The sequence below is a fragment of the Pseudomonas sp. S2_E01 genome (assembly GCF_054668365.1).
Genome location: NZ_CP162762.1, coordinates 892714 through 917048 on the forward strand (window position 1 = coordinate 892714; position 24335 = coordinate 917048).

A 24335-nucleotide genomic window follows, 5' to 3' on the forward strand; every position below is an offset into this window, starting at 1 on the left:
GGATGCGGGATCTGGACACCGAAACACACACCATGTGTTCCGGGTAGCGTGTCCCCTTCGTCTAGTGGCCTAGGACACCGCCCTTTCACGGCGGTAACAGGGGTTCGAGTCCCCTAGGGGACGCCATTTGCGGGAATAGCTCAGTTGGTAGAGCACGACCTTGCCAAGGTCGGGGTCGCGAGTTCGAGTCTCGTTTCCCGCTCCAAATTCACAAAAACGCCGCTCATTGAGCGGCGTTTTTGTTTGTCTGCAATTCGTCTCCAGGCCGGAAAAAAAGGCCCGTCAGTCAGGCTGAGCGGGCCGTTTGCGTGGGCGCTGCTTTACATCGACAGAATCAGGCGCCCTGCGAACAGAATCAGCATCACCCCCATCGTGCGTTCGAACCAGTGTCCCATACGTATGAACAGCACTCGCACTCGGTTGCTGGAGAAAAACAGCGCGACAATGACGAACCACAGGGCATTGACGAAGCACATCCACAACCCGTAAAGCGCCTGGATGACAAGGGGTGTCGAGGTGCTGATGAGGGTGGTGAAAATCGCCAGGAAGAACAACGTGGCCTTCGGGTTGGTCGCGTTGGTCAGAAATCCTGTGGTGAACGCCTTGAGCCGGGTTTGTTCGACAGCCGGCTCATGGCCCTCCTTTTCACCTTCGAGCACTGTCTTCGGTTGGCTGCGTAACAGGCTGACACCGAGGTACAGGATGTAGGCGCCGCCGATGATCTTGGCCACCGTCAACAGCCAGGGCAGGGTGTGCATCAGTGCGCCAACCCCCAGCACGGTGTAGAGCACGTGCACGGAAATGCCAGCGCCAATGCCCAAGGCGGTCCAGATTCCTATGCCACGTCCGAAACGTACGCTTTGGCGAATGGTGACTGCAAAATCGGGTCCGGGGGCGACCACGGCCAGAAAGTGGATGGTCGCCAACGCCAGGAATTCTCCCAGGTAAATCGAAAACTGCATCTCAGCTCCATGAGGTCAGGGGTGAAGCACTTCCACGTCGGCCTTGAGGTCATCACTATGGAAAAAGAGGCGAAGCGTCATATTCCATGCTCTCACTCACGTTTATGTATTTCATTATATGAAGCGTGCAATTGCGTGATAATCCGTTCAAACATCAAAGGACTGTTGCGTCGTGAGCATAAATCTTCCCCTGCCGTTACTCGGTGAAATGGCCATTTTCGTCAAGGTTGTCGAGACCGGGAGCTTTTCCGAGGCTGCACGTCAGTTGGGCAGTTCACCGTCGGCGGTCAGCCGCAGCATTTCGCGCCTGGAAAAGGCGCTGGCCATGCGTTTGCTACAACGCACCACACGTAAATTGCGCCTGAGCGACGGTGGCGAAGAGGTGTTCAAGCGTTGCCAGGAGATGGTCAACGCCGCCAGATCGGTGATGGAAATCAGCGGCCAGTTCACCGATGAAGCACAAGGGTTGGTCCGTCTCAGCGTGCCCAAGGCAGTGGGTCGATTTGTGATACACCCACACATGCCGGAGTTTCTGCGGCGTTATCCCAAGGTGGATGTGGAGTTGTTGCTCGAGGATCGCCAGGTGGATCTGATCGACGATCACGTCGATCTGGCGATTCGCATCACCGATCATCCACCTGCGGGGCTGGTAGGGCGACAATTGCTGACCATCGATCACCTGCTGTGTGCGACACCGCAGTATCTGGCGGAGCATGGCACGCCAACTCATCCCCATGACCTGCTCAATCACAGCTGCATCTACCTGGGCGAAACGCCAAGTGATGCACGCTGGAAATTCAAGAAGGGCACCAAGGCTGTCACCGTTGGCGTGCGCGGGCGCTATGCCGCCAATCACACCGGGGTGCGTCTGGGTGCAGTGTTGCAGCACATCGGGATTGGCAGCCTGCCGTATTTCACCGCGCGTCATGCACTGGAGCAGGGCTTGCTCGTACAGGTGCTGCCAGACTGGACGTTTCTCGCCTCATACCACGGCGGTGCGTGGCTGCTGCATTCGCCCACTCGTTACCTGCCGCCGAAGCTGCGGGTGTTGATCGATTATCTGGTGGAATGCCTTGAGAAAGAGCCGACACTGGGCAAACCCGGCAAACAACCCGCCCCCCGTCGGCCAGAGTTCCAATAAAAAAGGCCCGCGATGCGGGCCTTTTGGTGTCAGTGCTTGCTGTCGTCGTTCGACATCGCCAGCAACTGTTTTTCCTGATGCCAGTCGAACGGTTCGTCGTTCTGTTCTGCCTCGTAGCGACGTTCTTCCAGTGCCTGATACAGGTCGATTTCGTCGTCGGGCATGTAGTGCAGGCAGTCACCGGCGAAGTACCACAACAGGTCGCGTGGGACCAGGTGGGCGATCTGTGGGTAGCGGGTCATCACCTGGCACAGGATGTCCTGGCCCAGGTACTGGCTTTCGATCGGATCGATCGGCAGCGATGCACGCAGTTCGTCGAAGCGCTCCAGGAACAGGGCATGGCTTTCTTCGGGAACCTGTTCGGCCTCACCCACGGCGACCAGGATGCTGCGCAAGTGGTCAAGCAAGACGAGATGATCGGCAACGACGTTGGACACGAGATAAGTCCTCAAGAGCAAAACGGGCGCGGGAGTATAAAGCTCCCGCGCCCGTTTTTACATGGTTGGCAGGATCAGCGGACTTTCCCTGGCGTCGGTGCCAACTCTTCTTTGTCGAAATCATCCACATCGATCACCTTGCGCCGCGCCACTTCGGCTTCACGCAGGTTATGCGCTTCCATGGGCTGCAAGACACCAGCCTCCAGCGCCGCGTCGATGACGTGTTCCCCAGCCAGCGGTTTGAACTGACCGCCCTTGAGCGCCACGTGCAACTTTTTATGCACCGGTTGCGCCGCGTTCAACAGGTTGCAGGCGTGTTGCAGCGCGCCCACGGCGTCAACGGGCGATTGTGGGCGGAAGCAGCCGCCGAGCAATTCTTCCAGGGTTGGATCACCCTTCGCCCGGCCGATCACCGCTGCCACTTCGGCGCCGAGCCTGTCCGATGGGCCTTTGTGACGGCGACCGAACGGGAACACGATGACCCGAAGCAGGCAACCGAGCACTTTGTTGGGGAAGTTGGTCAGCAACTCATCCAGGGCTCGCTCGGACTGCCCAAGGCTTTCTTCCATGGCCCAGGTGAACAGAGGCGCCATGTGTTCGGGAGAATCCAGGTCGTGATAACGCTTGAGTGCGGCCGACGCCAGATACAGGTTGCTGAGTACATCTCCCAGGCGTGCCGACAGGCGTTCGCGGCGCTTCAGCTCACCGCCCAGCAGCATCATGCTCAAATCGGCCAGCATGGCGAAAGCGGCTGCCTGGCGGTTGAGGGCGCGGAAGTAGCCTTGGCTGAGCTTGTTGCCTGGCGCCCTCTCGAAGTGACCGAAGCCCAGGTTGAGTACCAACGTACTGGCCGCATTGCTCACGGCGAACCCGATATGCCTGAGCAGCAATCCATCGAATTCGGTGAGGGCTTGCTGCTTGTCCTCGCGACCGGCCAAGGCCATTTCTTTCAGGACGAAAGGATGGCAACGGATCGCACCCTGGCCGAAGATCATCAGGTTTCGCGAGAGGATGTTCGCGCCTTCCACGGTGATGAAGATGGGTGCGCCATTCCAGCTGCGCCCCAGGTAATTGTTGGGCCCCATGATGATGGCCTTGCCACCGTGGACATCCATGGCGTGGCTGATGCATTCGCGGCCGCGTTCGGTGAGGTGGTACTTGAGGATCGCCGACAGTACCGACGGTTTCTCGCCCAGGTCCACCGCGTTGGCGGTGAGCATCCGCGCTGCGTCCATCATCCAGGCATTGCCGCCGATGCGCGCCATGGCTTCCTGGATGCCTTCGAACGCCGACAGTGGCACGTTGAACTGCTCGCGGATCTGCGCATATTGGCCGGTCACCAGGCTGGTGAATTTTGCCGCACCGGTGCCGACTGCCGGCAACGAAATCGACCGCCCCACCGACAGGCAGTTCATCAGCATCATCCAGCCTTTGCCGAGCATTTCCTGGCCGCCGATCAGGAAGTCCAGAGGAATGAACACGTCTTTGCCGGCGTTGGGGCCGTTCATGAATGCTGCGCCCAGCGGCAGATGTCGACGGCCGATTTCCACACCGGGCGTGTCGGTGGGGATCAGCGCCAGACTGATGCCAAGGTCCACTTCATCGCCCAGCAAATGGTCCGGGTCATAGGCTTTGAACGCCAGGCCGAGCAGGGTGGCGACCGGGCCGAGGGTGATGTAGCGTTTTTCCCAGTTCAGGCGCAGGCCGAGGGTTTCCTCGCCGTTCCATTGGCCTTTGCAGATGATGCCAGTGTCGGGCATTGCACCGGCGTCCGAGCCGGCGAGTGGTCCGGTGAGGGCGAAACAGGGGATGTCATCGCCACGGGCCAGGCGTGGCAAGTAATGGTTGCGTTGTTCGTCGGTGCCGTAGTGCAGCAACAGCTCTGCCGGGCCAAGGGAGTTCGGAACCATCACGGTTGAGGCGAGGTCGCCGCTGCGGGTGGCCAGTTTCATCGCCACCTGGGAGTGGGCGTAGGCCGAGAAGCCCTTTCCACCGTATTCCTTGGGAATGATCAGCGCAAAAAAGCCGTTGTTTTTGATGTGGGCCCAGGCTTCGGCGGGCAGGTCCATGTCCTGGCCAATCTGCCAGTCGGTCACCATCGCGCAGAGTTCGTCAGTCGGCCCGTCGATGAACGCCTGCTCCTCTTCGGTCAATTGCACCTTGGGGTAGGACAGCAGTTTGTCCCAGTCCGGGCGGCCGCTGAACAGTTCACCGTCCCACCAGACCGTGCCGGCGTCGATGGCATCTCGCTCGGTTTCGGACATGGGCGGCAGCGTTTTCTGAAACCAGTCGAAGAGCGGCGCGCTGAAAAATTTGCGACGCAGGTCAGGCAACAGCAAGGGCGCTGCGACAGCGGCGATCAGCAGCCAAAAGATCAGCAGTAGCCAGCCAGGCGCGCGACTGAAGGCGCCCATCGCCACGACATAAACGGCAACGATACACAAGGCGGGCAGGGGGGCGACGCGACGGTGGGCTAAATACGCAATCCCGACAACCAGAACCAGTATCCACAACAGCAGCATATTTAATCCTCCGTGAAACAAGGGCAAAAACAACCTTCAGAGCTTAGACGGCATCGGCCGAACAGGTTGACCAGAGCGGTGAGACAGAAATCGTGAGAAACCTTCGATGAGTTTGTAGGAGCGGTTGGCAGCGGATCACACCAATCGTTCGAGAGCGGGCGGCAAAGCGTCCAAGTTTGGCCGAAACGTCGTTATCTCTGTGCTGAGCCTGTCGCTAGACTCGGGGGCACCCCCAGGAGATCAATCGCATGCACGAGTATTTGAATCCCGGTCGCTTCATCGATAGTGACCACCCGTCGGTCGTGGAGTTCGCGGAGAAACACCGTGGCAGCCGGCGCGATCCGCTCGAGCAGGCCATCAATCTTTACTACGCGGTGCGCGAGGCTGTGCGGTACAACCCTTACACATTCAGTCGTGATCCGCACAGCTTGCGTGGCAGTTATGCACTGGCCGCCGGTGAAAGTTATTGTGTGCCCAAAGCCACATTGCTGGCGGGGGCCGCGCGTCATTGCGGCATCCCCGCGCGAATTGGCCTGGCCGATGTTCGCAACCATTTGTCGACCCCTCGCTTACTGGCGTTGCTCAAAAGCGATGTGTTCGCCATGCACGGTTATACCGAGCTGTACCTGAACGGCGCCTGGGTCAAGGCCACGCCGGCGTTCAACCAGCAATTGTGTGAACTGTTCAACGTGGCGCCGCTGGAATTCGATGGCATCAACGATAGCGTTTTCCACCCTTTCAATCGTGACGGTGAGCAACTGATGGAGTATCTGGTCGATCACGGTCAGTTCGCCGACGTACCCGAAACCTTCTTCTTCGAGCATCTGCAACAGTGCTACCCGCATCTGTTCAGCGATGAACTGCCGCTGCTGCTGGGTGATATGCAGAGCGATTTGAGCCGCGCCTGATCCAGCGTATGCTGCCTGCGCATTCATCCATAAAGAGGCAGACATGCTGAAGATCTGGGGTCGGAAAAATTCGTCGAATGTCAGGAAACCCTTGTGGGCCGCCGAGGAGCTGAACCTGGCCTATGAGGCCATCGACGCCGGTGGCGCCTTTGGTGTGGTCGATACGCCGCAATACCGCGCGATGAATCCTAATGGGCGAGTGCCGGTGATCGAAGATGACGGCTTTGTACTCTGGGAGTCCAACGCCATCGTACGTTACCTCCTGGCCCTGCATGCCGGTGGCACCGCGTGGTATCCGGCCGACCTGAAGCAGCGTGCCCTCGCCGATAAATGGATGGACTGGACCACTTCCAGTTTTGCCGGCCCGTTCCGAACCGTGTTCTGGGGTGTCCTGCGCACGCCGGCCGAGCAACAGGACTGGCCTGCGATCCACGCCGCGATCAAGGAATGCGACACGTTGTTGTCGATGGCCAATGAGGCGCTCGCCGTGAAACCGTACCTGTCGGGTGATGAAATCGGCATGGGCGACATCCCCCTCGGCAGTTTTATTTATGCCTGGTTCGAGATGCCGATCGAGCGTGCGCCGCAACCTCATCTGCAGGCCTGGTATGCACGGTTGAAAGAGCGTCCAGCGTACAAAAAAGCGGTCATGACCGCGTTGACTTAATACTTACTATCGACACACTTCACTGTACTTGTCTGGCGGCGACAAGCACCATTGCACTCATGTGCCGTGGCTGCCTTGTGCGCCGCCCACCCTCGTTTATTCCTTCTTTCCCTTCTTGGTGCGTAGATCCGATATGAGTTCCGCTCTGTCCATCCGGCAGCTAACCAAAACCTACGGCAACGGTTTCCAGGCCCTGAGTGGTATCGATCTGGACGTCGCCGAGGGTGACTTTTTCGCCTTGCTCGGCCCCAATGGTGCCGGCAAATCCACGACCATCGGCATTCTCTCCACCCTGGTGAACAAGACCAGCGGTACGGTGAACATCTTTGGCCACGACCTGGACAAGAATCCTGCGCAGCTCAAGCGCTCCATTGGCGTTGTGCCGCAGGAATTCAACTTCAACCAGTTTGAAAAGACCTTCGACATCGTCGTGACCCAGGCCGGGTATTACGGCATTCCGCCGAAAGTCGCCAAGGAGCGCGCCGAGCAGTACCTGACGCAGCTCGGCCTTTGGGACAAGCGCGATGTACCTTCGCGTTCACTGTCCGGCGGCATGAAGCGGCGCCTGATGATCGCTCGCGCTCTAGTTCATGAACCGCGTCTGTTGATCCTCGACGAGCCGACCGCGGGGGTGGATATCGAACTGCGCCGTTCGATGTGGTCGTTCCTGACCGAGCTGAACCAGAAAGGCATCACCATCATCCTCACCACGCATTACCTGGAGGAGGCTGAGCAGCTGTGCCGCCACATCGGTATCATCGATCACGGCACCATCGTCGAAAACACCAGCATGAAACAGCTGCTCAGCCAGCTGCATGTGGAGACGTTCCTGCTCGACACGAAGAACGCCCTGAGCGTGGCGCCGCAGTTGCTCGGTTACCCGAGCCGATTGCTCGACGCGCATACCCTGGAAGTCCAGGTCGAGAAGACCATGGGTATCACGGCGCTGTTCACCCAGTTGGCGCAGCAGAACATCGAAGTGCTGAGCCTGCGTAACAAAACCAATCGCCTCGAGGAGTTGTTCGTGTCCCTGGTGGAGAAAAATCTGTCGAAGGTGGCGGTATGAATTCCGAGCTGCGACCCAATCTCGTCGCCCTCAACACCATCGTTTACCGTGAGGTCAGGCGCTTTACCCGGATCTGGCCACAAACGCTGCTGCCGCCCGCCATCACGATGGTTCTGTACTTTGTGATCTTCGGCAACCTGATTGGCCGGCAGATTGGTGACATGGGTGGCTTCAGTTACATGGAGTACATCGTGCCCGGGCTGATCATGATGTCGGTGATCACCAACTCCTACGGCAACGTGGTATCGAGTTTCTTCGGTAGCAAGTTCCAGCGTTCCATCGAGGAATTGATGGTGTCGCCGGTGTCACCGCATACGATTCTGATCGGCTTCACCCTGGGCGGCGTGCTGCGCGGGTTGATGGTCGGGCTAATCGTGACGGTCCTGTCGATGTTCTTCACCCACTTGCAGGTGCATCACCTGGGGCTCACCATCCTGGTGGTGGTGCTGACGGCGACGATCTTCTCGCTGCTGGGCTTCATCAACGCGGTGTTCGCACGCAACTTCGATGATATTTCGATCATCCCGACCTTTGTGCTGACGCCACTGACTTACCTGGGCGGGGTGTTTTATTCGATCTCGCTGCTGTCGCCGTTCTGGCAGACGGTATCGCTGGCCAATCCGGTGTTGCACATGGTCAACGCTTTCCGCTACGGAATCCTGGGCGTTTCGGACATCAGGATCAGTGTGGCGATTACGTTCATGCTGGTGGCCACGGTGGTGTTGTACATCGGCTGCGCGCGGTTGCTCGTGAGTGGGCGGGGGATGCGGACTTAACGCTCCTACAGGGGTTGCGTTGTGCCATTGAAAAGGCCTCCAGATGGAGGCCTTTTGTGTTCATTGCATACGCTTTTTCTTGCGCCGCGCCCACTGCCGGCTGACCCACCAGCGCCAGTACATCATCACCAGGCAATAGGCGAGCGCGCCCAGCAACAGTCCTGTGACCACCGATCCCAGCAGGAATGGCTGCCACAACGTCGACAATTCGCCGCTGATCCACTCCCATGTCAGCTCGTCGGGCAAGTGCCGGGCGGGCACATTCATCAGCCAGGCACCCATCTGGTACGTGCAGAAAAACACCGCTGGCATGGTGATCGGATTGGTCAGCCAGACCAGGCTGACAGCAATCGGCATATTGCCGCGCACCAGTACGGCAAGGGCGGCCGCCACCAGCATCTGCATGGGAATCGGCAGGAACGCCGCGAATAGACCCACCGCCATCGCCCGCGCCACCGAGTGTCGGTTGAGGTGCCAGAGGTTCGGGTCATGCAGCAGGGTGCCGAGAAAGCGTAAGGATTGATGTTCCCTGATGCTGGTCGGGTCTGGCATGTATCGTTTGAATAAGCGCCGGGGCATAAGGCTTCTCGGTCGGTTAAGGCTGCAAGTATGTCTGGATTCTACGAGTCGCCCATTCAGAGTTTGTGACAATTATTGACCACGCTCGTGCCGTGAGCCGGCTATCACTAGGGAGGGGACTCTCAAGGACGGGCTTATGCGCACAGGGATGATGGCGCTGGCGTTGGGGCTGCTGACCCTGCGCTTTTTGCCGGTATTACCGCCGGCAGGGTTGTGGCTGGTACTGCCCGTGGCGGGTTTGATGTGGTTGCCGTTCAGGACTTATCCGTTGGCGTTTTTCCTGTTTGGCTTCAGTTGGGCCTGCGCGAATGCACAGTGGGCGCTGGATGATCGATTGCCGGCGGACCTCGACGGGGAAACCCGTTGGGTCGAGGGGCGCGTGGTTGGGTTGCCCCAGAGCAGCGACGCGGTGGTGCGTTTCGAATTGATTGACGTACGTTCGCGGGAGGCCAGGATGCCTCGAATGATGCGTCTGGCCTGGTATGGCGGGCCACCGATCAGCAGCGGCGAGCGCTGGCGCCTGGCGGTGAAATTGAAACGTCCGGCCGGGCTGCTCAACCCGCATGCCTTCGATTACGACGCCTGGCTGCTGGCGCAACGCATCGGCGCCACCGGTACCATCAAGGATGGCCAGCGCCTTGTTGAAGCCCGTTGGGCCTGGCGCGACACTGTCCGCCAACGCTTGCAGGCGGTGGATGCCCAGGGTCGGACCGGTGCGTTGACGGCCCTGGTGCTGGGCGATGGCGCCGGGCTGGATCGTGAAGACTGGCAAGTATTGCAAGACACCGGCACTGTGCATCTGCTGGTGATCTCGGGCCAGCACATCGGCCTGTTGGCGGGCATGGTGTACCTGTTGATTGCCGGGCTGGCGCGTTATGGGCTCTGGCCGAACCTTTTACCGTGGTTACCCTGGGCCTGCGCACTGGCGTTTGCCGCAGCGCTGGCCTACGGGCTGTTGGCGGGGTTCGGAGTGCCAGTGCGACGGGCCTGCGTGATGATCGGACTGGTGCTGTTATGGCGCCTGCGTTTTCGCCACCTCGGCGCCTGGTGGCCCTTGTTGCTGGCGCTCGACGCGGTGTTGCTGCTGGACCCCCTGGTGAGTTTGCTGCCAGGTTTCTGGCTATCGTTCGCGGCGGTGGCGGTGCTGATCTTTACCTTCGGCGGCCGACTCGGTCCCTGGCGATGGTGGCAAACCTGGACGCGCGCGCAATGGTTGATTGCCCTCGGCCTTGGGCCGTTGCTGCTGATACTGGGATTGCCGGTCAGCCTCAGCGGCCCGCTGGCCAATTTGCTGGCGGTGCCCTGGATCAGCCTGTTGGTGTTGCCGCTGGCCTTGCTCGGCACGCTGCTGTTGCCTGTGCCCCTGGTGGGCGAAAGTGTACTGTGGCTGGCAGGCGGGTTGATCGATTGGTTGTTCTGGGGCCTTGGCTTGCTCGCGGACCCCGTGCCCGCGTGGGTGTCGGTGGCCATTCCAGTTTGGGCGTGGGGGCTGGGCAGCCTGGGCGCGCTGCTGCTGTTGCTGCCCCGTGGCATTGTGCTGCGCCCACTGGGATGGCCGCTGTTGCTGATGCTGGTTTTCCCGCCCAGGCCAACGCTCCCTGAAGGCATTGCCGAAGTCTGGCAACTGGATGTCGGCCAGGGGCTGGCAATCCTGATACGCACCCGGCATCACACCCTGCTGTACGATACCGGGCCGCGCTTCGGTGATTTCGACCTCGGCGAACGAGTGGTTTTGCCAACGTTGCGCAAACTGGGTGTGGACCAGCTCGACCTGATGCTGATCAGCCACCCCGACGCCGACCATGCCGGTGGGGCGCGGGCGATTGCCAATGGATTGCCGGTGGCACGAGTCCTCAGCGGCGACCCGCTCGCGCTGCCCGTCACCCTGAACGCGCAAGCCTGCGAAAGCGGGCAGCGATGGGATTGGGACGGCGTGAGCTTTCAACTATGGCAATGGGCCGAGGCGGCGGGCAGCAATCAAAAATCCTGTGTGCTGCAGGTCGAAGCCAATGGTGAGCGCCTGCTGCTCACCGGTGATATCGACGTTCCGGCCGAGCGCGCCTTGCTCGACAGCCCACTGGCAGTGCCCACCGATTGGTTGCAGTCACCGCACCATGGCAGCCGCAGTTCTTCGTCCATGGCACTGCTGGCCGCGCTGCAACCCAAATCGGTGTTGATCTCGCGCGGCAACGGTAATTCGTTCGGCCACCCACATCCCACGGTCATGGCCCGGTATCGAAAACGTGGCATGACCGTCCACGACAGCGCTGAGCAGGGCGCCATTCGTCTGCGGCTCGGGCGTTTCGAGCCGGCCTGGACGATGCGTCAACAACGGCGCTTCTGGCGGGCCGCACCATAAAAAGGGGGGATCGAAGAACGACCGGATGCGACATCACGGTCTTCGGTGCGCCCACCCCCTATGTTAGAGTGGCGCACTTTTTCGAGGGGACTGACACTGTGTGGGAATTGGTCAAATCCGGCGGCTGGATGATGCTGCCGATCATTCTGAGTTCCATCGCGGCCATGGCGATTGTCGCCGAGCGTCTGTGGACCCTGCGCGCCAGCCGTGTGACGCCTGAGCATCTGCTCGGCCAGGTCTGGGTGTGGATCAAGGACAAGCAACTCAATAAGGAGAAGCTCAAGGAACTGCGCGCCAATTCGCCATTGGGCGAGATCCTGGCCGCGGGCCTGGCCAACTCCAAGCATGGTCGCGAGATCATGAAAGAGTGCATCGAAGAAGCGGCGGCGCGGGTCATTCACGAACTCGAACGCTACATCAATGCGCTGGGTACCATCGCCGCCATGGCTCCGCTGCTGGGCTTGCTGGGCACGGTGCTGGGCATGATCGACATTTTCAGCGCCTTCATGGGCACGGGCATGACCACCAACGCTTCCGTGCTGGCCGGTGGTATTTCCAAGGCCCTGATCACGACCGCAGCGGGCCTGATGGTCGGCATCCCGTCGGTGTTCTTCCACCGGTTCCTGCAACGACGCATCGATGAATTGGTGGTGGGCATGGAACAGGAAGCGATCAAGTTGGTTGAAGTGGTACAGGGCGATCGCGACGTGGATCTGTACGAGGGTAAAAAAGCGTGAAATTCCGTCGCAAGCAACGGGAGAACGTGGACATCAACCTCGCGTCATTGATCGACGTGGTGTTTATCCTGCTGCTGTTTTTTGTCGTGACCACCACCTTCACCCGCGAAACCCAACTGCGCGTCGAGCTGCCGCAGGCGGTCACCGGTGCGTCGGCCGATGACGAGCAGGCCAAGCACTTGGACCTCACCATCAACGCTGAGGGTGTGTTCGCGCTGAACAACCAGATCCTGCCAAAAAGCGATCTGGCGACCCTCATCGATGCGCTGCAGAAAGAGTCCGGTGGCGACACCAACCTGCCACTGTCCATCAGCGCCGATGGCAAGACCCAGCATCAGTCGGTGATCACCGCGATGGACGCCGCCGGCAAACTGGGTTTCAGCCACCTGCGCATGACCACAGTCGAGGCGGCGCCGCCCGCGCCCTGATGGCCATGTCCGATCGCCTGCTCGCCGCGTGGTACCAGGGGCACCCGGCCCTGAAACTGCTGCAGCCACTGGAATGGCTGTATCGGCGTGTGGTCACGCGCAAGCGCGAGCGTTTCCTGGCAGGCGAGGGTGAGATCTATCAGCCGCCGGTGCCGCTCATTGTGGTCGGCAATATCACCGTCGGCGGCACGGGCAAGACGCCGCTGATCCTGTGGATGATCAAGCATTGCCAGCGTAGTGGCCTGCGGGTCGGTGTGGTCAGTCGCGGTTATGGTGCCAAGCCGCCACAACTGCCGTGGCGGGTCGAGTCCGATCAGGACGCCGACGTGGCGGGTGACGAACCGCTGCTGATCGTCCAGCGCACCGGGGTGCCGCTGATGATCGATCCCGATCGCAGCAACGCGGTCAAGGCGTTGCTGGCCAGTGAACCGCTGGATCTGATCCTGTCCGACGACGGCATGCAGCATTATCGCCTGGCTCGCGACCTAGAACTGGTCTTGATCGATGCTGCCCGTGGCCTGGGCAACAAACGCTGCCTGCCCGCCGGGCCGCTGCGTGAGCCGGTCGAGCGCCTGCAAAGCGTCGACGCCGTGCTGTACAACGGCGCTGCCGATGACCGGGCGGACGGATTTGCCTTCACCTTGCAACCCACCGCACTGGTCAACCTGCAGAATGGCGAACGGCGTCCCCTCGATCATTTCCCGAACGGCCAGGCGTTACACGCCGTTGCCGGGATCGGTAACCCGCAGCGTTTCTTCACAACCCTCGAAACGCTACACTGGCGACCTGTTCCTCATGCATTTGCCGACCACGCCGAATACAGCGTGCAGGCCTTGAATTTCACACCGTCATTGCCCTTGGTGATGACGGAAAAGGACGCGGTGAAGTGCCGTGCCTTCGCCGCCGCCGATTGGTGGTATCTGACGGTCGATGCTGCGCCATCGCCGGCCTTCGTGGCCTGGTTCGATACGCAGTTGATGCGTCTGTTGCCGGCTCGTCTTTTGCCTTAAACCGTTGTTCTCCAGGGAATGCTCATGGACACCAAACTGCTCGACATCCTCGCTTGCCCGATCTGCAAGGGCCCGCTCAAACTCAGCGCCGATAAAACCGAGCTGATCAGCAAGGGCGCCGGCCTGGCGTACCCGATTCGCGACGGAATCCCGGTGATGCTTGAAACCGAAGCCCGCACCCTGACCACCGACGAGCGCCTGGATAAATGACCACCGCCTTCACCGTCGTCATTCCATCTCGTTATGCCTCCACCCGTTTGCCGGGCAAGCCGCTGTTGCTGATTGCCGGCAAGCCGATGATCCAGCACGTCTGGGAGCAGGCGAGCAAGAGCAGTGCCCAGCGAGTGGTGGTGGCGACCGACGATGCGCGCATCGTCGAGGCTTGCAACGGCTTTGGCGCCGAAGTGGTGTTGACCCGTGAAGACCACAATTCCGGCACTGACCGTCTCGCCGAAGTCGCCAGCAAACTCGGCCTGGCGCCCGACGCCATCGTGGTCAACGTCCAGGGTGACGAACCGCTGATCCCGCCGAGCGTGATCGATCAGGTCGCCGCCAACCTGGCCGCCCACACCGAAGCGCGCATGGCCACCCTGGCCGAGCCGATCGAAGACGTCCAGACCCTGTTCAATCCCAACGTGGTCAAGGTGGTCAGTGACCTCAACGGCCTGGCGCTGACGTTCAGCCGTGCGACCCTGCCCTGGGCCCGCGATGCCTTCGCCAAAAGCTGCGAGCAATTGCCTGAAGGCGTGCCGTATCGCCGTCACATCGGCATCTATGCCTACCGCGCCGGTTTCCTGCATGACTTCGTCAGTTGGGGCCCGTGCTGGCTGGAAAACACCGAATCACTGGAACAACTGCGTGCCCTGTGGCATGGCGTCCGGATTCACGTGGCCGACGCGCTGATCGCACCGCCGACCGGTGTCGACACCCCCGAAGACCTCGAACGCGTTCGTCGCCTGCTGGAGGCCTGATGCGCGTTCTGTTCGTCTGCCTGGGCAACATCTGCCGCTCGCCGACAGCCGAAGGCGTGTTGCGCCATAAACTGCGCGAAGCGGGGCTGGCCGATCAGGTTGAAGTGGCGTCGGCCGGCACCGGCGACTGGCACGTCGGCAAAGCACCGGACAAGCGCAGCCAGGCCGCCGCCAAGCAGCGTGGCTACGACCTGTCCGCCCAGCGCGCCCAACAGGTTACTCGCGCCGATTTCGCCACTTATGACCTGATCCTCGCCATGGATCACAGCAACCTGCGCAACCTCAAGGCCTTGCAACCAGCCTCGGGTAAGGCCGAGCTGGACCTGTTCCTGCGTCGCTACCCGTCGGAGATCGACGAAGTCCCGGACCCGTATTACGACGATCAGGGTTTCGAACGCGTGCTCGACCTGATCGAGCGCGCCAGTGATCAGTTGGTCATCGAATTGAAGGGGCGGTTATGAGTTTGCGGGTACAGCGCGAGGTTTCCCTCAAGCCGTTCAATACTTTTGGCGTGGATGTCCGGGCCCGGTTGTTTGCCGAGGCTCACAGCGATGCCGATGTGCGTGAAGCCCTGGCTTATGCCGCACAGCAGGACGTACCGTTGCTGGTGATCGGCGGTGGCAGCAATTTGCTGCTGACTGCCGATATCCAGTCGCTGGTGCTGCGCATGGCCAGCCGTGGCATTCGCATCCTGAGCGATGACGGCAGTCGTGTTGTCATCGAGGCCGAGGCCGGCGAGCCTTGGCATCCGTTCGTTCAGCACACCCTGGCCCAGGGATTGTCGGGGCTGGAAAACCTCAGCTTGATTCCCGGCACCGTCGGTGCCGCGCCCATGCAGAACATCGGCGCCTATGGCGTGGAGATCAAGGACGTGTTCGCCGGCCTGACCGCGTTGGACCGCCAGACGGGTGAGCTGCGCGATTTCAATCTGGACGAGTGCAACTTCGCTTACCGCGACAGTCTGTTCAAACAAGAGCCCGGTCGATGGTTGATCCTGCGGGTGCGGTTTGCCTTGAATCGCGTCGCGCATCTGCACCTGGAATACGGCCCGGTGCGTCAGCGCCTGACTGAGCAAGGCGTCGACCAGCCCACCGCCACCGATGTCAGCCGGGCGATCTGCAGTATTCGTAATGAAAAGCTGCCGGATCCGGCCGTCCTCGGCAATGCCGGCAGCTTCTTCAAGAACCCGCTCGTCTCGGCCGCACTGGTTGCGCAGCTCAAGGGTCAGTACCCCGATCTGGTGGCGTATGCACAACCGGACGGGCAGATGAAACTGGCCGCCGGGTGGCTGATCGAGCGTGCAGGTTGGAAGGGATTTCGCGACGCCGATGCTGGCGTGCACAAGGCGCAGGCGCTGGTGCTGGTCAACTACGGCGAGGCGACGGGCCTGCAATTGCTGAACCTTGCGCAGCGCATCCAGAAAGACATTGCAGAACGTTTCCATGTTGAGCTGGAAATGGAGCCTAACCGGTATTAGAGATGCAGCGGCAAGCTTCGAGTTGCAAGCTGCAAGCTACAATCAGGTGTGTGGGTTTTGCTGTCTTGCTTCTACTTGAGGCTTGCAGCTTGAAGCTTGCAACTAAAAGCCCTGCCCTGCAGGGCTTTTTTGTTAATACTGGGTTAACTTAGTCAGCTAACGATAACCCTCATTTGTTCCATAAAAGGCCCGGTTCAGACGCTCGCGTCTGCACAAGAGAGCCTGTTAGCCTGAGCCGATCTGCGTGATGCCAACCGCTGTCAACCAGCGGCAGATTGCTCGACCCCATAACCTTTATAACTATGCGGGCGTGCCCATGATTACCCTGAAACTCAATGGTCAAGACCATCAGCTCGATGTTACTGAGGACATGCCGCTCCTCTGGGCTATCCGCGACGTGGCGGGATACAACGGCACCAAATTCGGCTGCGGCATGGGCCTGTGCGGCGCTTGCACCATCCACATCGAAGGCTCGCCGGCGCGCAGTTGCATCACGCCCATCGGCTCCGTGGTGGGCCAGAACATCACCACCATCGACAACCTGCACGCGGACCCGGTCGGGCAAGTCGTCCAACAGGCCTGGCTCGACAGCGCCGTGGCCCAATGTGGTTTTTGCCAGGGCGGGCAGATCATGTCGGCGACTGCACTGCTCAAGACCAACCCCAATCCAAGTGATGAGCAGATCGAAGAGGCGATGGTTGGCAACCTCTGTCGCTGCGGTACCTACAACCGAATCAAGACCGCGATCCGGCAGGCATCCACTCACCTGAAGGAGGCCAAGGCATGAGCCAGTTACCCAATGATTTTGCCCTGAGCAACCTCAGCCGCCGTGGCTTCCTCAAGGGCGTGGGCGCCACCAGTGCTCTGGTGGTTGCAGCGAGTTGGGGGTGGCAGGATGCGTTCGCCGCCGACGAAGAGAAAAAATTCGGCGCCGAGGGCATGCCCAACGGCTGGATCGATGATCCCAAGGTCTACGTCAGCATCGCCGCTGATGGCACGGTGACGGTGGTGTGCAACCGCTCGGAAATGGGCCAGGGCGTGCGCACCAGCCTGACCATGGTGGTGGCCGACGAGCTGGAGGCCGACTGGGCCCTGGTGAAAGTGCAGCAGGCACCGGGCGACGAAGTGCGCTTCGGTAACCAGGACACCGACGGCTCGCGCAGTATGCGTCACTGGTACGAGCCGATGCGCCGCTGTGGCGCGGCTGCGCGGACCATGCTGGAACAGGCGGCCGCCGATCAGTGGAAAGTCCCGGTCGGCGAGTGCCATGCGCAATTGCACAAGGTCATCCATAAGCCGTCCGGTCGAGAGCTGGGTTATGGCGCCCTGGCCGCCGCTGCTGGTGCACTGGCCGTACCGGCCCGCGACAGCCTGCGGCTCAAGCAGCCATCGGAGTTCCGCTACATTGGCAAGGAAGGCACCCGTGCAATCGATGGCGCAGACATCGTCAACGGTCGTGCCATCTACGGTGCCGATGTCCATTTCGAGGGCATGCTCTACGCCACCATCGCTCGTCCGGCGGTCTACGGCGGCAAGGTCAAGTCGCTGGACGACAGCGCGGCACTGAAGGTCCCCGGGGTGATCAAGGTCCTGCAAATCGAAAGCCGACCATTGCCCTCTGAATTCCAGCCGTTGGGTGGCGTGGCCGTGGTTGCCAGCAACACGTGGGCGGCGATCAAGGGGCGTGAGGCACTGAAAATTGAGTGGGATGACGGCCCCAATGCCAGCTACGATTCGATTGCCTACCGCAAGGAACTGGAAGCGGCGTCCCTGAAACCGGGCAAGGTCGTGCGCAATACCGGCGACATCGACAAGGCTATCAGCGGTGCCAGCAGCACACTGGAAGCCTCCTACTATTTGCCGCACCTGGCACAAGCGCCGATGGAACCGATGGTCGCCATTGCCCGCTTCAAGGATGGCATTTGCGAAGCCTGGGGACCGAGCCAGGCGCCACAGGTCACCCGCGAGCGTATTGGTGAACGGCTGGGTATCGGGTTCGACAAGGTGACCTTCAACGTCACCCTGCTCGGTGGCGGGTTCGGGCGCAAATCCAAACCGGATTTCATCATTGAAGCGGCCGTGCTCGCCAAGGAATTTCCTGGCAAGGCGGTGCGCGTGCAGTGGACCCGCGAAGACGACATCCATAACTCCTACTTCCATACCGTCTCGGCGGAATACCTCAAGGCCGGCCTGAACAAGGACGGCCTGCCGTCCGGTTGGCTGCACCGTACCGTGGCACCGAGCATCACCGCGTTGTTCGCACCGGGCATGAACCACGAAGCGGCTTTCGAATTAGGCATGGGTTTCACCAACATGGCCTACGCGATTCCCAACGTACGCCTGGAAAACCCTGAAGCCGTGGTGCACACCCGAGTGGGCTGGTATCGCTCCGTGTCGAACATTCCCCACGGTTTTGCCATCCAGAGCTTTGTCGATGAACTGGCGCACAAGGCTGGCGAAGACCCGCTCAAGTACCAGGTCAGGTTGCTCGGCCCGGATCGCCAGATCGATCCGCGCACCTTGAGTGAAGAATGGAACTACGGCGAATCGCCCGAGCGTTATCCAATCGACACCGGACGCATGCGTACCGTGCTGGAAACCGCCGCAAAAGCCGCCGGTTGGGGGCGACAGTTGCCGAAGGGCCGTGGCCTGGGGCTGGCGGTGCATTATAGTTTCGTCACCTACGTCGCGGCGGTGATCGAGGTTGAAGTCAAGGACGATGGCACCCTGATTGTGCACAAGGCTGATATCGCGGTGGATTGCGGTCCGCAGATCAACCCCGAGCGGATTCGCTCGCAATTCGAGGGGGCCTGCGTGATGGGGCTGGGCAACGCGGTGCTGGGGGAAATCAGCTTCAAGGACGGCAAGGTCCAGCAGGACAACTTCCATATGTACGAAGTGGCGCGCATGTCCCTGGCGCCGAAGGAAGTCGCGGTGCATTTGGTCACTCCACCGGGCGAAGTGCCGTTGGGCGGCGTCGGCGAGCCGGGCGTGCCACCGATAGCGCCGGCACTGTGCAACGCGATCTTCGCGGCGACCGGCAAGCGCATCCGCAATTTGCCGGTACGTTACCAATTGCAGGGTTGGCAGAAGGCTGACGTTTGATGGACAGCGTCGATCTGAATGTCTTGCACAGTGTATTGCAGTGGCGTCAGGCCGGTCAGCGGGTGATGTTGTACAGCGTCGTCCAGACCTGGGGTACCGCGCCCCGGGCCCCTGGCGCCATGCTGGCCTTGCGCGAAGACGGCGTGGTGATTGGTTCGGTGTCCGGTGGCTGTATCGAGGATGACCTGATCACCCGCCTGCACGATGGACGGATTACGCCAGACGGGCCGCCCGTGCAGTTGATCACCTATGGCGTGACCCAGGAGGAAGCGGCCCGCTTCGGTTTGCCTTGTGGTGGGACCTTGCGCCTGACCGAGGAACGCGTGGGGGATCCCGCCTGGGTCGCCGAGTTGCTGGCACGTTGCGAGGCCCATGAAATCGTCGCCCGCACTTTGGACGTCGCCACCGGTGAGGTGCGCTTGCAGCCAGCGGGCAAGAGCGAGGTGCTGAGTTTCGACGGACACACGTTGCGCGCGATCTACGGCCCACGCTGGCGTTTGTTGTTGATCGGCGCGGGCCAGTTGTCCCGGTATGTGGCCGAGATGGCGCGCCTACTGGATTTCGAAGTGCTGATTTGCGATCCGCGCACCGAATTCGTCTACGGCTGGGAGGAACAGCACGGGCGCTTTGTCTCCGGCATGCCGGATGAAGCGGTGCTGAACATCCAGACCGACGAGCGCACAGCCATCGTGGCGCTGACGCATGATCCTCGCCTGGATGATATGGCGCTGCTGACGGCCCTCGATTCCAGGGCTTTTTATGTGGGTGCGCTGGGTTCGCGGGTCAACAGCCAGAAACGTCGAGCCAACCTGGCTCAGCTAGGCTTGTCTCAAGCGGCCATCGGACGGTTACATGGCCCGATCGGTTTGCACATTGGCAGCCATTCCCCGGCGGAGATCGCGTTGTCGTTGCTGGCTGAAATCGTCGCGATCAAAAATGGCATCGAGTTGAAGCAGAAAAAGGAAAGTGCATGAACGAGTCCATCGGCGTCATCGTCCTGGCTGCGGGGCAGGGCACCCGGTTCCGGCAGGCAGCGGGTGGTGCTCGGGACAAGTTGCTGGCTGACTGCGCCGGGCGCGATGGCGCCGTGCGTTCGGTGATCGAGCAGGTGCTGATGAGTGTGCCGGCTGGACTGACGAAGCGCGTGCTGGTCACCACCGAAGACCGTCCACAAGTCATCCGCATGGCCCAGGCCTATGGTTTCGAGATTGTCCTGATCGAATCCACCGGCATGGGCGACAGCATCGCGGCCGGGGTCGCGGCTTGTCCGCAGCTCGCCGGGTGGCTGATCGCCTTGGGCGATATGCCGTTCATCCTGTCGTCCACCTTCGAGAAAGTGCTGACGGGGGTGACGGATGATGGGATCAGTGTGCCTGTGATCAACGGCGAGTATGGCCATCCCGTGGGATTTGGGCGTTCGTTCGGTCCCGGGTTGATGGCGCTGTCGGGAGACCGTGGCGCCAAACCATTGTTCGTCTCGGCGAAGGTGGCTGAGGTGCCAGTGGATGATCCTGGAGTGTTGTGGGATGTGGATGTCCCTGAGGCATTAATCTTCTCCGGGTAGATCGACACTCCTGTAGGAGCGAGCTTGCTCGCGATGGTGGCCCAGCTATCGGTGACCTCCCAGCTACCCCGAGTTATCGTTAACGACCATCGCGGGCAAGCCCGCTCCCACAGGTGGACTGCGTACCCGGGCACCACAGGCATTCAGACATAAAAAAGCCCCGCCTGGCGTCACCAGGCGGGGCTTTCAGTTGCAGCAGGATCAGGCGAGCGGTTTAGGCTCGTGTTCCTTTTCCTCGGCTTCGTGTTGCACCACGGCTTCCTGAACGGAGCGCGGAGCTTCGTGGATCACCGATTCGGTAGCTTCTTCAGCGACCGGGGCAGGGGCCTCGACCACTTCAGCAGCAACCGGTGCTGGCTCTTCGACCGCAACCGCTTCAACGGGAGCAGCAGCGGCGGCCAGTTCGGCTTCCTTCTGCAGACGCTCTTCCTCGCGCTTGCGACGACGCACTTCACGTGGGTCATTCGGCGCGCGGCCGCTTGGAGTCAGTGCGCTGGCTGGAGCCGCTTCGACAACGGGTGCCGGTGCCTGGGTAACCACCGGGGCCTCTACCACGGGGGCTGGTTCGGCAGCTACCACCACAGGTTCGCTGACCATGGCTTCGGCAGTTTCCGGCTCGGCGACTGGCGCTGGCGCTTCGACAACGGCTGGTTCGGCCACCCAGTTGAAGGCGGTTTGTTCTTCACGAACTTCGCGCACGGTTTCGGTCACGGTTTCAGCCGCGACTTCGACGGCTGGCTCGGCAACCACAGCCGGCGCTTCTTCCACAACCACCGCAGGCTCTGCAACTGCTTCAGCTTGCGGTTGGGCTTCAGACTGCGCTGGAGCCACTTCGATTTCCGGAGCGGCGGTCACTTGCACGGGCGTGTTCGCTTCAACGACCGGCGCTTCGACTGGGGCAGTCTCAAGCGTGGTGGCAGTGGCGCGTTCGGCTTGCTCGTTGGCCTGTGCTTCGGCCGGAGCGCTGATCACGGTGCTGGCGACAGCGGCGGTGACCGCCAGGCCAGCGGCCAGGTCGGCGGCGCTTGGTGCTTCGCTGCCTTCGGTGGCTGGCGACTCTTCCGAGCCTTCGATCACGTTGCCGTCGGCATCGCGTTGACGCTCGCGACGGTTGCTGCGACGACGCTGGCCACGGGAACGACGACGTGGACGATCACCTTCGGCGCCTTCCTGACCGTCTTCACCCGGTTGCTCTTCGTTGCCGGTCAGTTCTTCTTCGGCTACGGCAGCAGCGGCTTGTTCGGCTCGCGGTTGACGCTCTTCACGCGGTGGGCGTGGAGCGCGCTCTTCGCGCGGCTGACGGGCCGGACGTTCTTCGGTGGCGGCAACTGCAGCGGTTTCCGGTGCAACGGTATCCAGAGGTTCACGCAGTACACGAACCCGCTCTTCACGCTCGCCACGCGGCTTGCGGTCTTCGCGAGGGGCGCGCGGTGCACGTTCTTCACGCGGGGCGCGTGGTGCGCGTTCTTCGCGAGCGGCCGGTGCTTCTTCACGGGCTTCGCGCGGTTCACGTGGCGCGCGCTCTTCGCGCGGTGCACGTTCTTCGCGAGGTTTGCGTTCTTCATCGCGGCGACCGTTACGGTTGCGGCTTTGCTGACGGCCGTTACGACGCTCTTCGTTGCGTGCTGGACGCTCAGCGGCTGGCTTTTCAACCACGGCCGGGGCAGCAGGCTCTTCCTTGGTCGCGAACAGGCTGACCAACGACTTCACCAGGCCCTTGAACAGGCTTGGCTCTGGCGCGGCAACCGGGGCCGCTACCGGAGTGGCAGGGACTTCGGTTGGAACCGGAGCGTTGGCGCGGGCTGGAGCCGTCTTGACCGCAGCTTCCTGGCGAACCAGGGTGCGGGTCGCAGCAGCCGGTTGGACTTCTTCGACTTCGGCCGCGGCCGCAGCGATTTCGTAGCTGGACTGGCTGTTGGCGGCTTCCGGGCTGTCATCGCGAAGACGCTGCACTTCAAAATGCGGCGTTTCGAGGTGATCGTTCGGCAGAATGACGATACGGGCACGGGTGCGCAGTTCAATCTTGGTGATCGAGTTGCGTTTTTCGTTGAGCAGGAAGGCTGCAACCGGAATCGGCACCTGGGCGCGGACTTCGGCAGTGCGGTCTTTCAGGGCTTCTTCTTCGATCAGGCGCAGGATCGCCAGGGACAGCGATTCAACATCACGGATGATGCCGGTGCCGTTGCAGCGCGGGCAAACGATGCCGCTGCTTTCACCCAGCGATGGGCGCAGGCGCTGACGGGACATTTCCAGCAGGCCGAAGCGCGAGATGCGACCGACTTGCACACGAGCGCGGTCGGCTTCCAGGCATTCGCGGACTTTTTCTTCCACGGCGCGCTGGTTTTTGGCAGGGGTCATGTCAATGAAGTCGATGACGATCAGGCCGCCGATGTCGCGCAGGCGCAACTGGCGGGCGATTTCTTCGGCCGCTTCAAGGTTGGTCTGCAGGGCGGTTTCTTCGATGTCGCTGCCTTTGGTGGCGCGCGCCGAGTTGATGTCGATTGACACCAGGGCTTCGGTCGGATCGATGACGATGGAGCCGCCGGAAGGCAGTTCAACGACGCGCTGGAAAGCGGTCTCGATCTGGCTTTCGATCTGGAAACGGTTGAACAGCGGTACGCTGTCTTCGTACAGCTTGATCTTGCTGGCGTACTGCGGCATTACCTGGCGAATGAAGGTCAGGGCTTCGTCCTGTGCTTCAACGCTGTCGATCAGCACTTCGCCGATGTCCTGGCGCAGGTAATCACGGATGGCGCGAATGATGACGTTGCTTTCCTGGTAGATCAGGAATGGCGCGGAACGATCCAGCGAGGCTTCCTTGATGGCGGTCCAGAGTTGCAGCAGGTAATCGAGGTCCCACTGCATTTCTTCGCTGCTGCGACCCAGGCCGGCAGTGCGCACGATCAGACCCATGTCGGCGGGGGCAACCAGGCCGTTCAGGGCTTCACGCAGTTCATTGCGCTCTTCGCCTTCGATGCGACGGGAGATGCCGCCGGCACGCGGGTTGTTCGGCATCAGGACCAGGTAACGGCCAGCCAGGCTGATGAAGGTGGTCAGGGCGGCACCCTTGTTGCCACGTTCTTCTTTTTCGACCTGGACGATGACTTCCTGGCCTTCGCTCAGGACATCCTTGATGTTGACGCGGCCTTCAGGTGCCTTCTTGAAGTATTCGCGGGAGATTTCCTTGAGGGGCAGGAAGCCGTGGCGCTCGGAGCCGAAATCGACAAAGGCGGCCTCCAGGCTCGGTTCGATGCGAGTAATCCGGCCTTTGTAGATGTTGGCCTTCTTTTGCTCGCGTGCACCGGATTCGATGTCCAGGTCGTAGAGGCGTTGGCCATCTACCAGTGCAACACGCAACTCTTCGGGTTGAGTTGCGTTAATCAGCATTCTTTTCATGTAGTACCGTCGGTTTCCGGGCTGCCGGAAACGGCGTTCGGCACACACGACTTCTCACGGTCGGTGTCAGGTGCGTCGGGAGTGGTTGGCCAATCCCGTGTCCAGCGAGGTCCGGCCAATGTGGGCCTTCGTCGCGACGTACGCGTCCTGCTTGCTGTGGCTACTTAAGCACTCAGTCAGGAGGAGGAATCAACCGGCGGCTGTGGACGAGATGAAGCGTCTTGGGAAAG

Annotated in this window: 22 protein-coding genes and 2 tRNA genes; 19 read left to right on the forward strand and 5 right to left on the reverse strand. The window is 61.2% G+C overall.

The genetic code is table 11. From position 1 onward, the window contains the following. Positions 1–50 precede the first annotated feature (50 nt). Both AB4O36_RS04200 and AB4O36_RS04205 read left to right on the forward strand, forming a co-directional pair. Positions 51–126, forward strand: a tRNA-Glu gene (locus tag AB4O36_RS04200). 3 nt (positions 127–129) lie between these two features. Then, positions 130–205 (forward strand) — tRNA-Gly (locus AB4O36_RS04205). A gap of 115 nt (positions 206–320) precedes the next feature. On the opposite strand, the gene AB4O36_RS04210 is transcribed toward AB4O36_RS04205, so the two are convergent. Further along, positions 321–962, reverse strand: coding sequence for a LysE family translocator (locus AB4O36_RS04210; protein WP_460121878.1), 642 nt, complete (start codon positions 960–962; stop codon positions 321–323). Positions 963–1134: 172 nt separating this feature from the next. Between AB4O36_RS04210 and AB4O36_RS04215 the strand changes: the two genes are divergently transcribed. Further along, complete coding sequence (locus AB4O36_RS04215; RefSeq protein ID WP_460141120.1) at positions 1135–2103, forward strand: LysR family transcriptional regulator; 969 nt, start codon at positions 1135–1137, stop codon at positions 2101–2103. Positions 2104–2132: 29 nt separating this feature from the next. On the opposite strand, the gene AB4O36_RS04220 is transcribed toward AB4O36_RS04215, so the two are convergent. Next, the gene (locus AB4O36_RS04220; RefSeq protein ID WP_460121882.1) at positions 2133–2540 is read right to left on the reverse strand and encodes a PA2817 family protein; all 408 of its coding nucleotides are present in this window, start codon (positions 2538–2540) and stop codon (positions 2133–2135) included. Between the two features lie 74 nt (positions 2541–2614). Beyond that, a complete protein-coding gene (locus tag AB4O36_RS04225) occupies positions 2615–5062 on the reverse strand; it encodes an acyl-CoA dehydrogenase (protein ID WP_460121884.1) in 2448 nt (815 codons plus the stop codon). Between the two features lie 248 nt (positions 5063–5310). On the opposite strand from AB4O36_RS04225, the gene AB4O36_RS04230 reads away from it, so the two are divergent. The 4 genes from AB4O36_RS04230 to AB4O36_RS04245 all read left to right on the forward strand — a co-directional run bounded on the left by AB4O36_RS04230 (position 5311) and on the right by AB4O36_RS04245 (position 8479). Next, a complete protein-coding gene (locus AB4O36_RS04230) occupies positions 5311–5970 on the forward strand; it encodes a transglutaminase-like domain-containing protein (RefSeq protein WP_460141121.1) in 660 nt (219 codons plus the stop codon). 43 nt (positions 5971–6013) lie between these two features. Further along, complete coding sequence (locus tag AB4O36_RS04235) at positions 6014–6637, forward strand: glutathione S-transferase family protein (RefSeq protein WP_460121887.1); 624 nt, start codon at positions 6014–6016, stop codon at positions 6635–6637. Between the two features lie 133 nt (positions 6638–6770). After that, entirely contained in the window at positions 6771–7703 is a 933-nt protein-coding gene (locus tag AB4O36_RS04240; protein WP_460121889.1) for an ABC transporter ATP-binding protein, read from the forward strand. Beyond that, a complete protein-coding gene (locus AB4O36_RS04245; protein ID WP_460121891.1) occupies positions 7700–8479 on the forward strand; it encodes an ABC transporter permease in 780 nt (259 codons plus the stop codon). The genes AB4O36_RS04240 and AB4O36_RS04245 overlap by 4 nt, the downstream gene beginning before the upstream one ends. A 60-nt stretch (positions 8480–8539) precedes the next feature. On the opposite strand, the gene AB4O36_RS04250 is transcribed toward AB4O36_RS04245, so the two are convergent. Continuing rightward, entirely contained in the window at positions 8540–9058 is a 519-nt protein-coding gene (locus tag AB4O36_RS04250; protein ID WP_460141122.1) for a DUF2062 domain-containing protein, read from the reverse strand. 136 nt (positions 9059–9194) lie between these two features. On the opposite strand from AB4O36_RS04250, the gene AB4O36_RS04255 reads away from it, so the two are divergent. The 12 genes from AB4O36_RS04255 to AB4O36_RS04310 all read left to right on the forward strand — a co-directional run bounded on the left by AB4O36_RS04255 (position 9195) and on the right by AB4O36_RS04310 (position 20709). After that, positions 9195–11417: a DNA internalization-related competence protein ComEC/Rec2 gene (locus AB4O36_RS04255; RefSeq protein ID WP_460141123.1), complete on the forward strand. Its 2223-nt coding sequence runs from the start codon at positions 9195–9197 to the stop codon at positions 11415–11417. 98 nt (positions 11418–11515) lie between these two features. Next, a complete protein-coding gene (locus AB4O36_RS04260; RefSeq protein WP_460121897.1) occupies positions 11516–12154 on the forward strand; it encodes a MotA/TolQ/ExbB proton channel family protein in 639 nt (212 codons plus the stop codon). After that, positions 12151–12582: an ExbD/TolR family protein gene (locus tag AB4O36_RS04265; RefSeq protein WP_460121899.1), complete on the forward strand. Its 432-nt coding sequence runs from the start codon at positions 12151–12153 to the stop codon at positions 12580–12582. Before AB4O36_RS04260 ends, AB4O36_RS04265 begins: the two co-directional genes overlap by 4 nt. Continuing rightward, positions 12582–13592 carry a tetraacyldisaccharide 4'-kinase gene (gene lpxK, locus AB4O36_RS04270; protein ID WP_460121901.1) on the forward strand — a complete coding sequence of 337 codons (1011 nt, stop codon included), beginning with the start codon at positions 12582–12584 and terminating at the stop codon, positions 13590–13592. Before AB4O36_RS04265 ends, lpxK begins: the two co-directional genes overlap by 1 nt. A gap of 24 nt (positions 13593–13616) precedes the next feature. After that, positions 13617–13802, forward strand: a complete 186-nt coding sequence (locus tag AB4O36_RS04275) for a Trm112 family protein (protein ID WP_187677807.1) — start codon at positions 13617–13619, stop codon at positions 13800–13802. Next, on the forward strand, positions 13799–14563 hold the full coding sequence (kdsB, locus tag AB4O36_RS04280) for a 3-deoxy-manno-octulosonate cytidylyltransferase (RefSeq protein WP_460141124.1): 765 nt from the start codon (positions 13799–13801) through the stop codon (positions 14561–14563). Before AB4O36_RS04275 ends, kdsB begins: the two co-directional genes overlap by 4 nt. Then, a complete protein-coding gene (locus AB4O36_RS04285) occupies positions 14563–15024 on the forward strand; it encodes a low molecular weight protein-tyrosine-phosphatase (RefSeq protein ID WP_460121904.1) in 462 nt (153 codons plus the stop codon). Before kdsB ends, AB4O36_RS04285 begins: the two co-directional genes overlap by 1 nt. Further along, positions 15021–16040 (forward strand): UDP-N-acetylmuramate dehydrogenase, encoded by a 1020-nt coding sequence (gene murB / locus AB4O36_RS04290; RefSeq protein WP_460121906.1) that lies wholly within the window; start codon positions 15021–15023, stop codon positions 16038–16040. Before AB4O36_RS04285 ends, murB begins: the two co-directional genes overlap by 4 nt. Positions 16041–16356: 316 nt before the next feature. Further along, the gene (locus AB4O36_RS04295) at positions 16357–16827 is read left to right on the forward strand and encodes a (2Fe-2S)-binding protein (RefSeq protein WP_460121908.1); all 471 of its coding nucleotides are present in this window, start codon (positions 16357–16359) and stop codon (positions 16825–16827) included. After that, the gene (locus AB4O36_RS04300) at positions 16824–19145 is read left to right on the forward strand and encodes a xanthine dehydrogenase family protein molybdopterin-binding subunit (RefSeq protein ID WP_460141125.1); all 2322 of its coding nucleotides are present in this window, start codon (positions 16824–16826) and stop codon (positions 19143–19145) included. The genes AB4O36_RS04295 and AB4O36_RS04300 overlap by 4 nt, the downstream gene beginning before the upstream one ends. Further along, positions 19145–20119 (forward strand): XdhC family protein, encoded by a 975-nt coding sequence (locus AB4O36_RS04305; RefSeq protein WP_460141126.1) that lies wholly within the window; start codon positions 19145–19147, stop codon positions 20117–20119. Before AB4O36_RS04300 ends, AB4O36_RS04305 begins: the two co-directional genes overlap by 1 nt. Continuing rightward, on the forward strand, positions 20116–20709 hold the full coding sequence (locus tag AB4O36_RS04310) for a nucleotidyltransferase family protein (protein ID WP_460141127.1): 594 nt from the start codon (positions 20116–20118) through the stop codon (positions 20707–20709). The genes AB4O36_RS04305 and AB4O36_RS04310 overlap by 4 nt, the downstream gene beginning before the upstream one ends. A 201-nt stretch (positions 20710–20910) precedes the next feature. Here AB4O36_RS04310 and rne read toward each other — a convergent pair whose 3' ends face one another. Next, positions 20911–24105, reverse strand: a complete 3195-nt coding sequence (rne, locus tag AB4O36_RS04315; protein WP_460121915.1) for a ribonuclease E — start codon at positions 24103–24105, stop codon at positions 20911–20913. Positions 24106–24335: the final 230 nt, after the last annotated feature.

Bases quoted from the DNA above. Each gene is read 5' to 3' on its own strand.
- AB4O36_RS04210 (WP_460121878.1), bottom strand. From the start codon at position 962: ATGCAGTTTTCGATTTACCTGGGAGAATTCCTGGCGTTGGCGACCATC.
- AB4O36_RS04225 (WP_460121884.1), bottom strand. From the start codon at position 5,062: ATGCTGCTGTTGTGGATACTGGTTCTGGTTGTCGGGATTGCGTATTTA.
- AB4O36_RS04230 (WP_460141121.1), top strand. From the start codon at position 5,311: ATGCACGAGTATTTGAATCCCGGTCGCTTCATCGATAGTGACCACCCG.
- AB4O36_RS04235 (WP_460121887.1), top strand. From the start codon at position 6,014: ATGCTGAAGATCTGGGGTCGGAAAAATTCGTCGAATGTCAGGAAACCC.
- AB4O36_RS04240 (WP_460121889.1), top strand. From the start codon at position 6,771: ATGAGTTCCGCTCTGTCCATCCGGCAGCTAACCAAAACCTACGGCAAC.
- AB4O36_RS04245 (WP_460121891.1), top strand. From the start codon at position 7,700: ATGAATTCCGAGCTGCGACCCAATCTCGTCGCCCTCAACACCATCGTT.
- AB4O36_RS04250 (WP_460141122.1), bottom strand. From the start codon at position 9,058: ATGCCCCGGCGCTTATTCAAACGATACATGCCAGACCCGACCAGCATC.
- AB4O36_RS04255 (WP_460141123.1), top strand. From the start codon at position 9,195: ATGCGCACAGGGATGATGGCGCTGGCGTTGGGGCTGCTGACCCTGCGC.
- lpxK (WP_460121901.1), top strand. From the start codon at position 12,582: ATGGCCATGTCCGATCGCCTGCTCGCCGCGTGGTACCAGGGGCACCCG.
- AB4O36_RS04275 (WP_187677807.1), top strand. From the start codon at position 13,617: ATGGACACCAAACTGCTCGACATCCTCGCTTGCCCGATCTGCAAGGGC.
- kdsB (WP_460141124.1), top strand. From the start codon at position 13,799: ATGACCACCGCCTTCACCGTCGTCATTCCATCTCGTTATGCCTCCACC.
- AB4O36_RS04285 (WP_460121904.1), top strand. From the start codon at position 14,563: ATGCGCGTTCTGTTCGTCTGCCTGGGCAACATCTGCCGCTCGCCGACA.
- murB (WP_460121906.1), top strand. From the start codon at position 15,021: ATGAGTTTGCGGGTACAGCGCGAGGTTTCCCTCAAGCCGTTCAATACT.
- AB4O36_RS04295 (WP_460121908.1), top strand. From the start codon at position 16,357: ATGATTACCCTGAAACTCAATGGTCAAGACCATCAGCTCGATGTTACT.
- AB4O36_RS04300 (WP_460141125.1), top strand. From the start codon at position 16,824: ATGAGCCAGTTACCCAATGATTTTGCCCTGAGCAACCTCAGCCGCCGT.
- AB4O36_RS04305 (WP_460141126.1), top strand. From the start codon at position 19,145: ATGGACAGCGTCGATCTGAATGTCTTGCACAGTGTATTGCAGTGGCGT.
- AB4O36_RS04310 (WP_460141127.1), top strand. From the start codon at position 20,116: ATGAACGAGTCCATCGGCGTCATCGTCCTGGCTGCGGGGCAGGGCACC.
- rne (WP_460121915.1), bottom strand. From the start codon at position 24,105: ATGAAAAGAATGCTGATTAACGCAACTCAACCCGAAGAGTTGCGTGTT.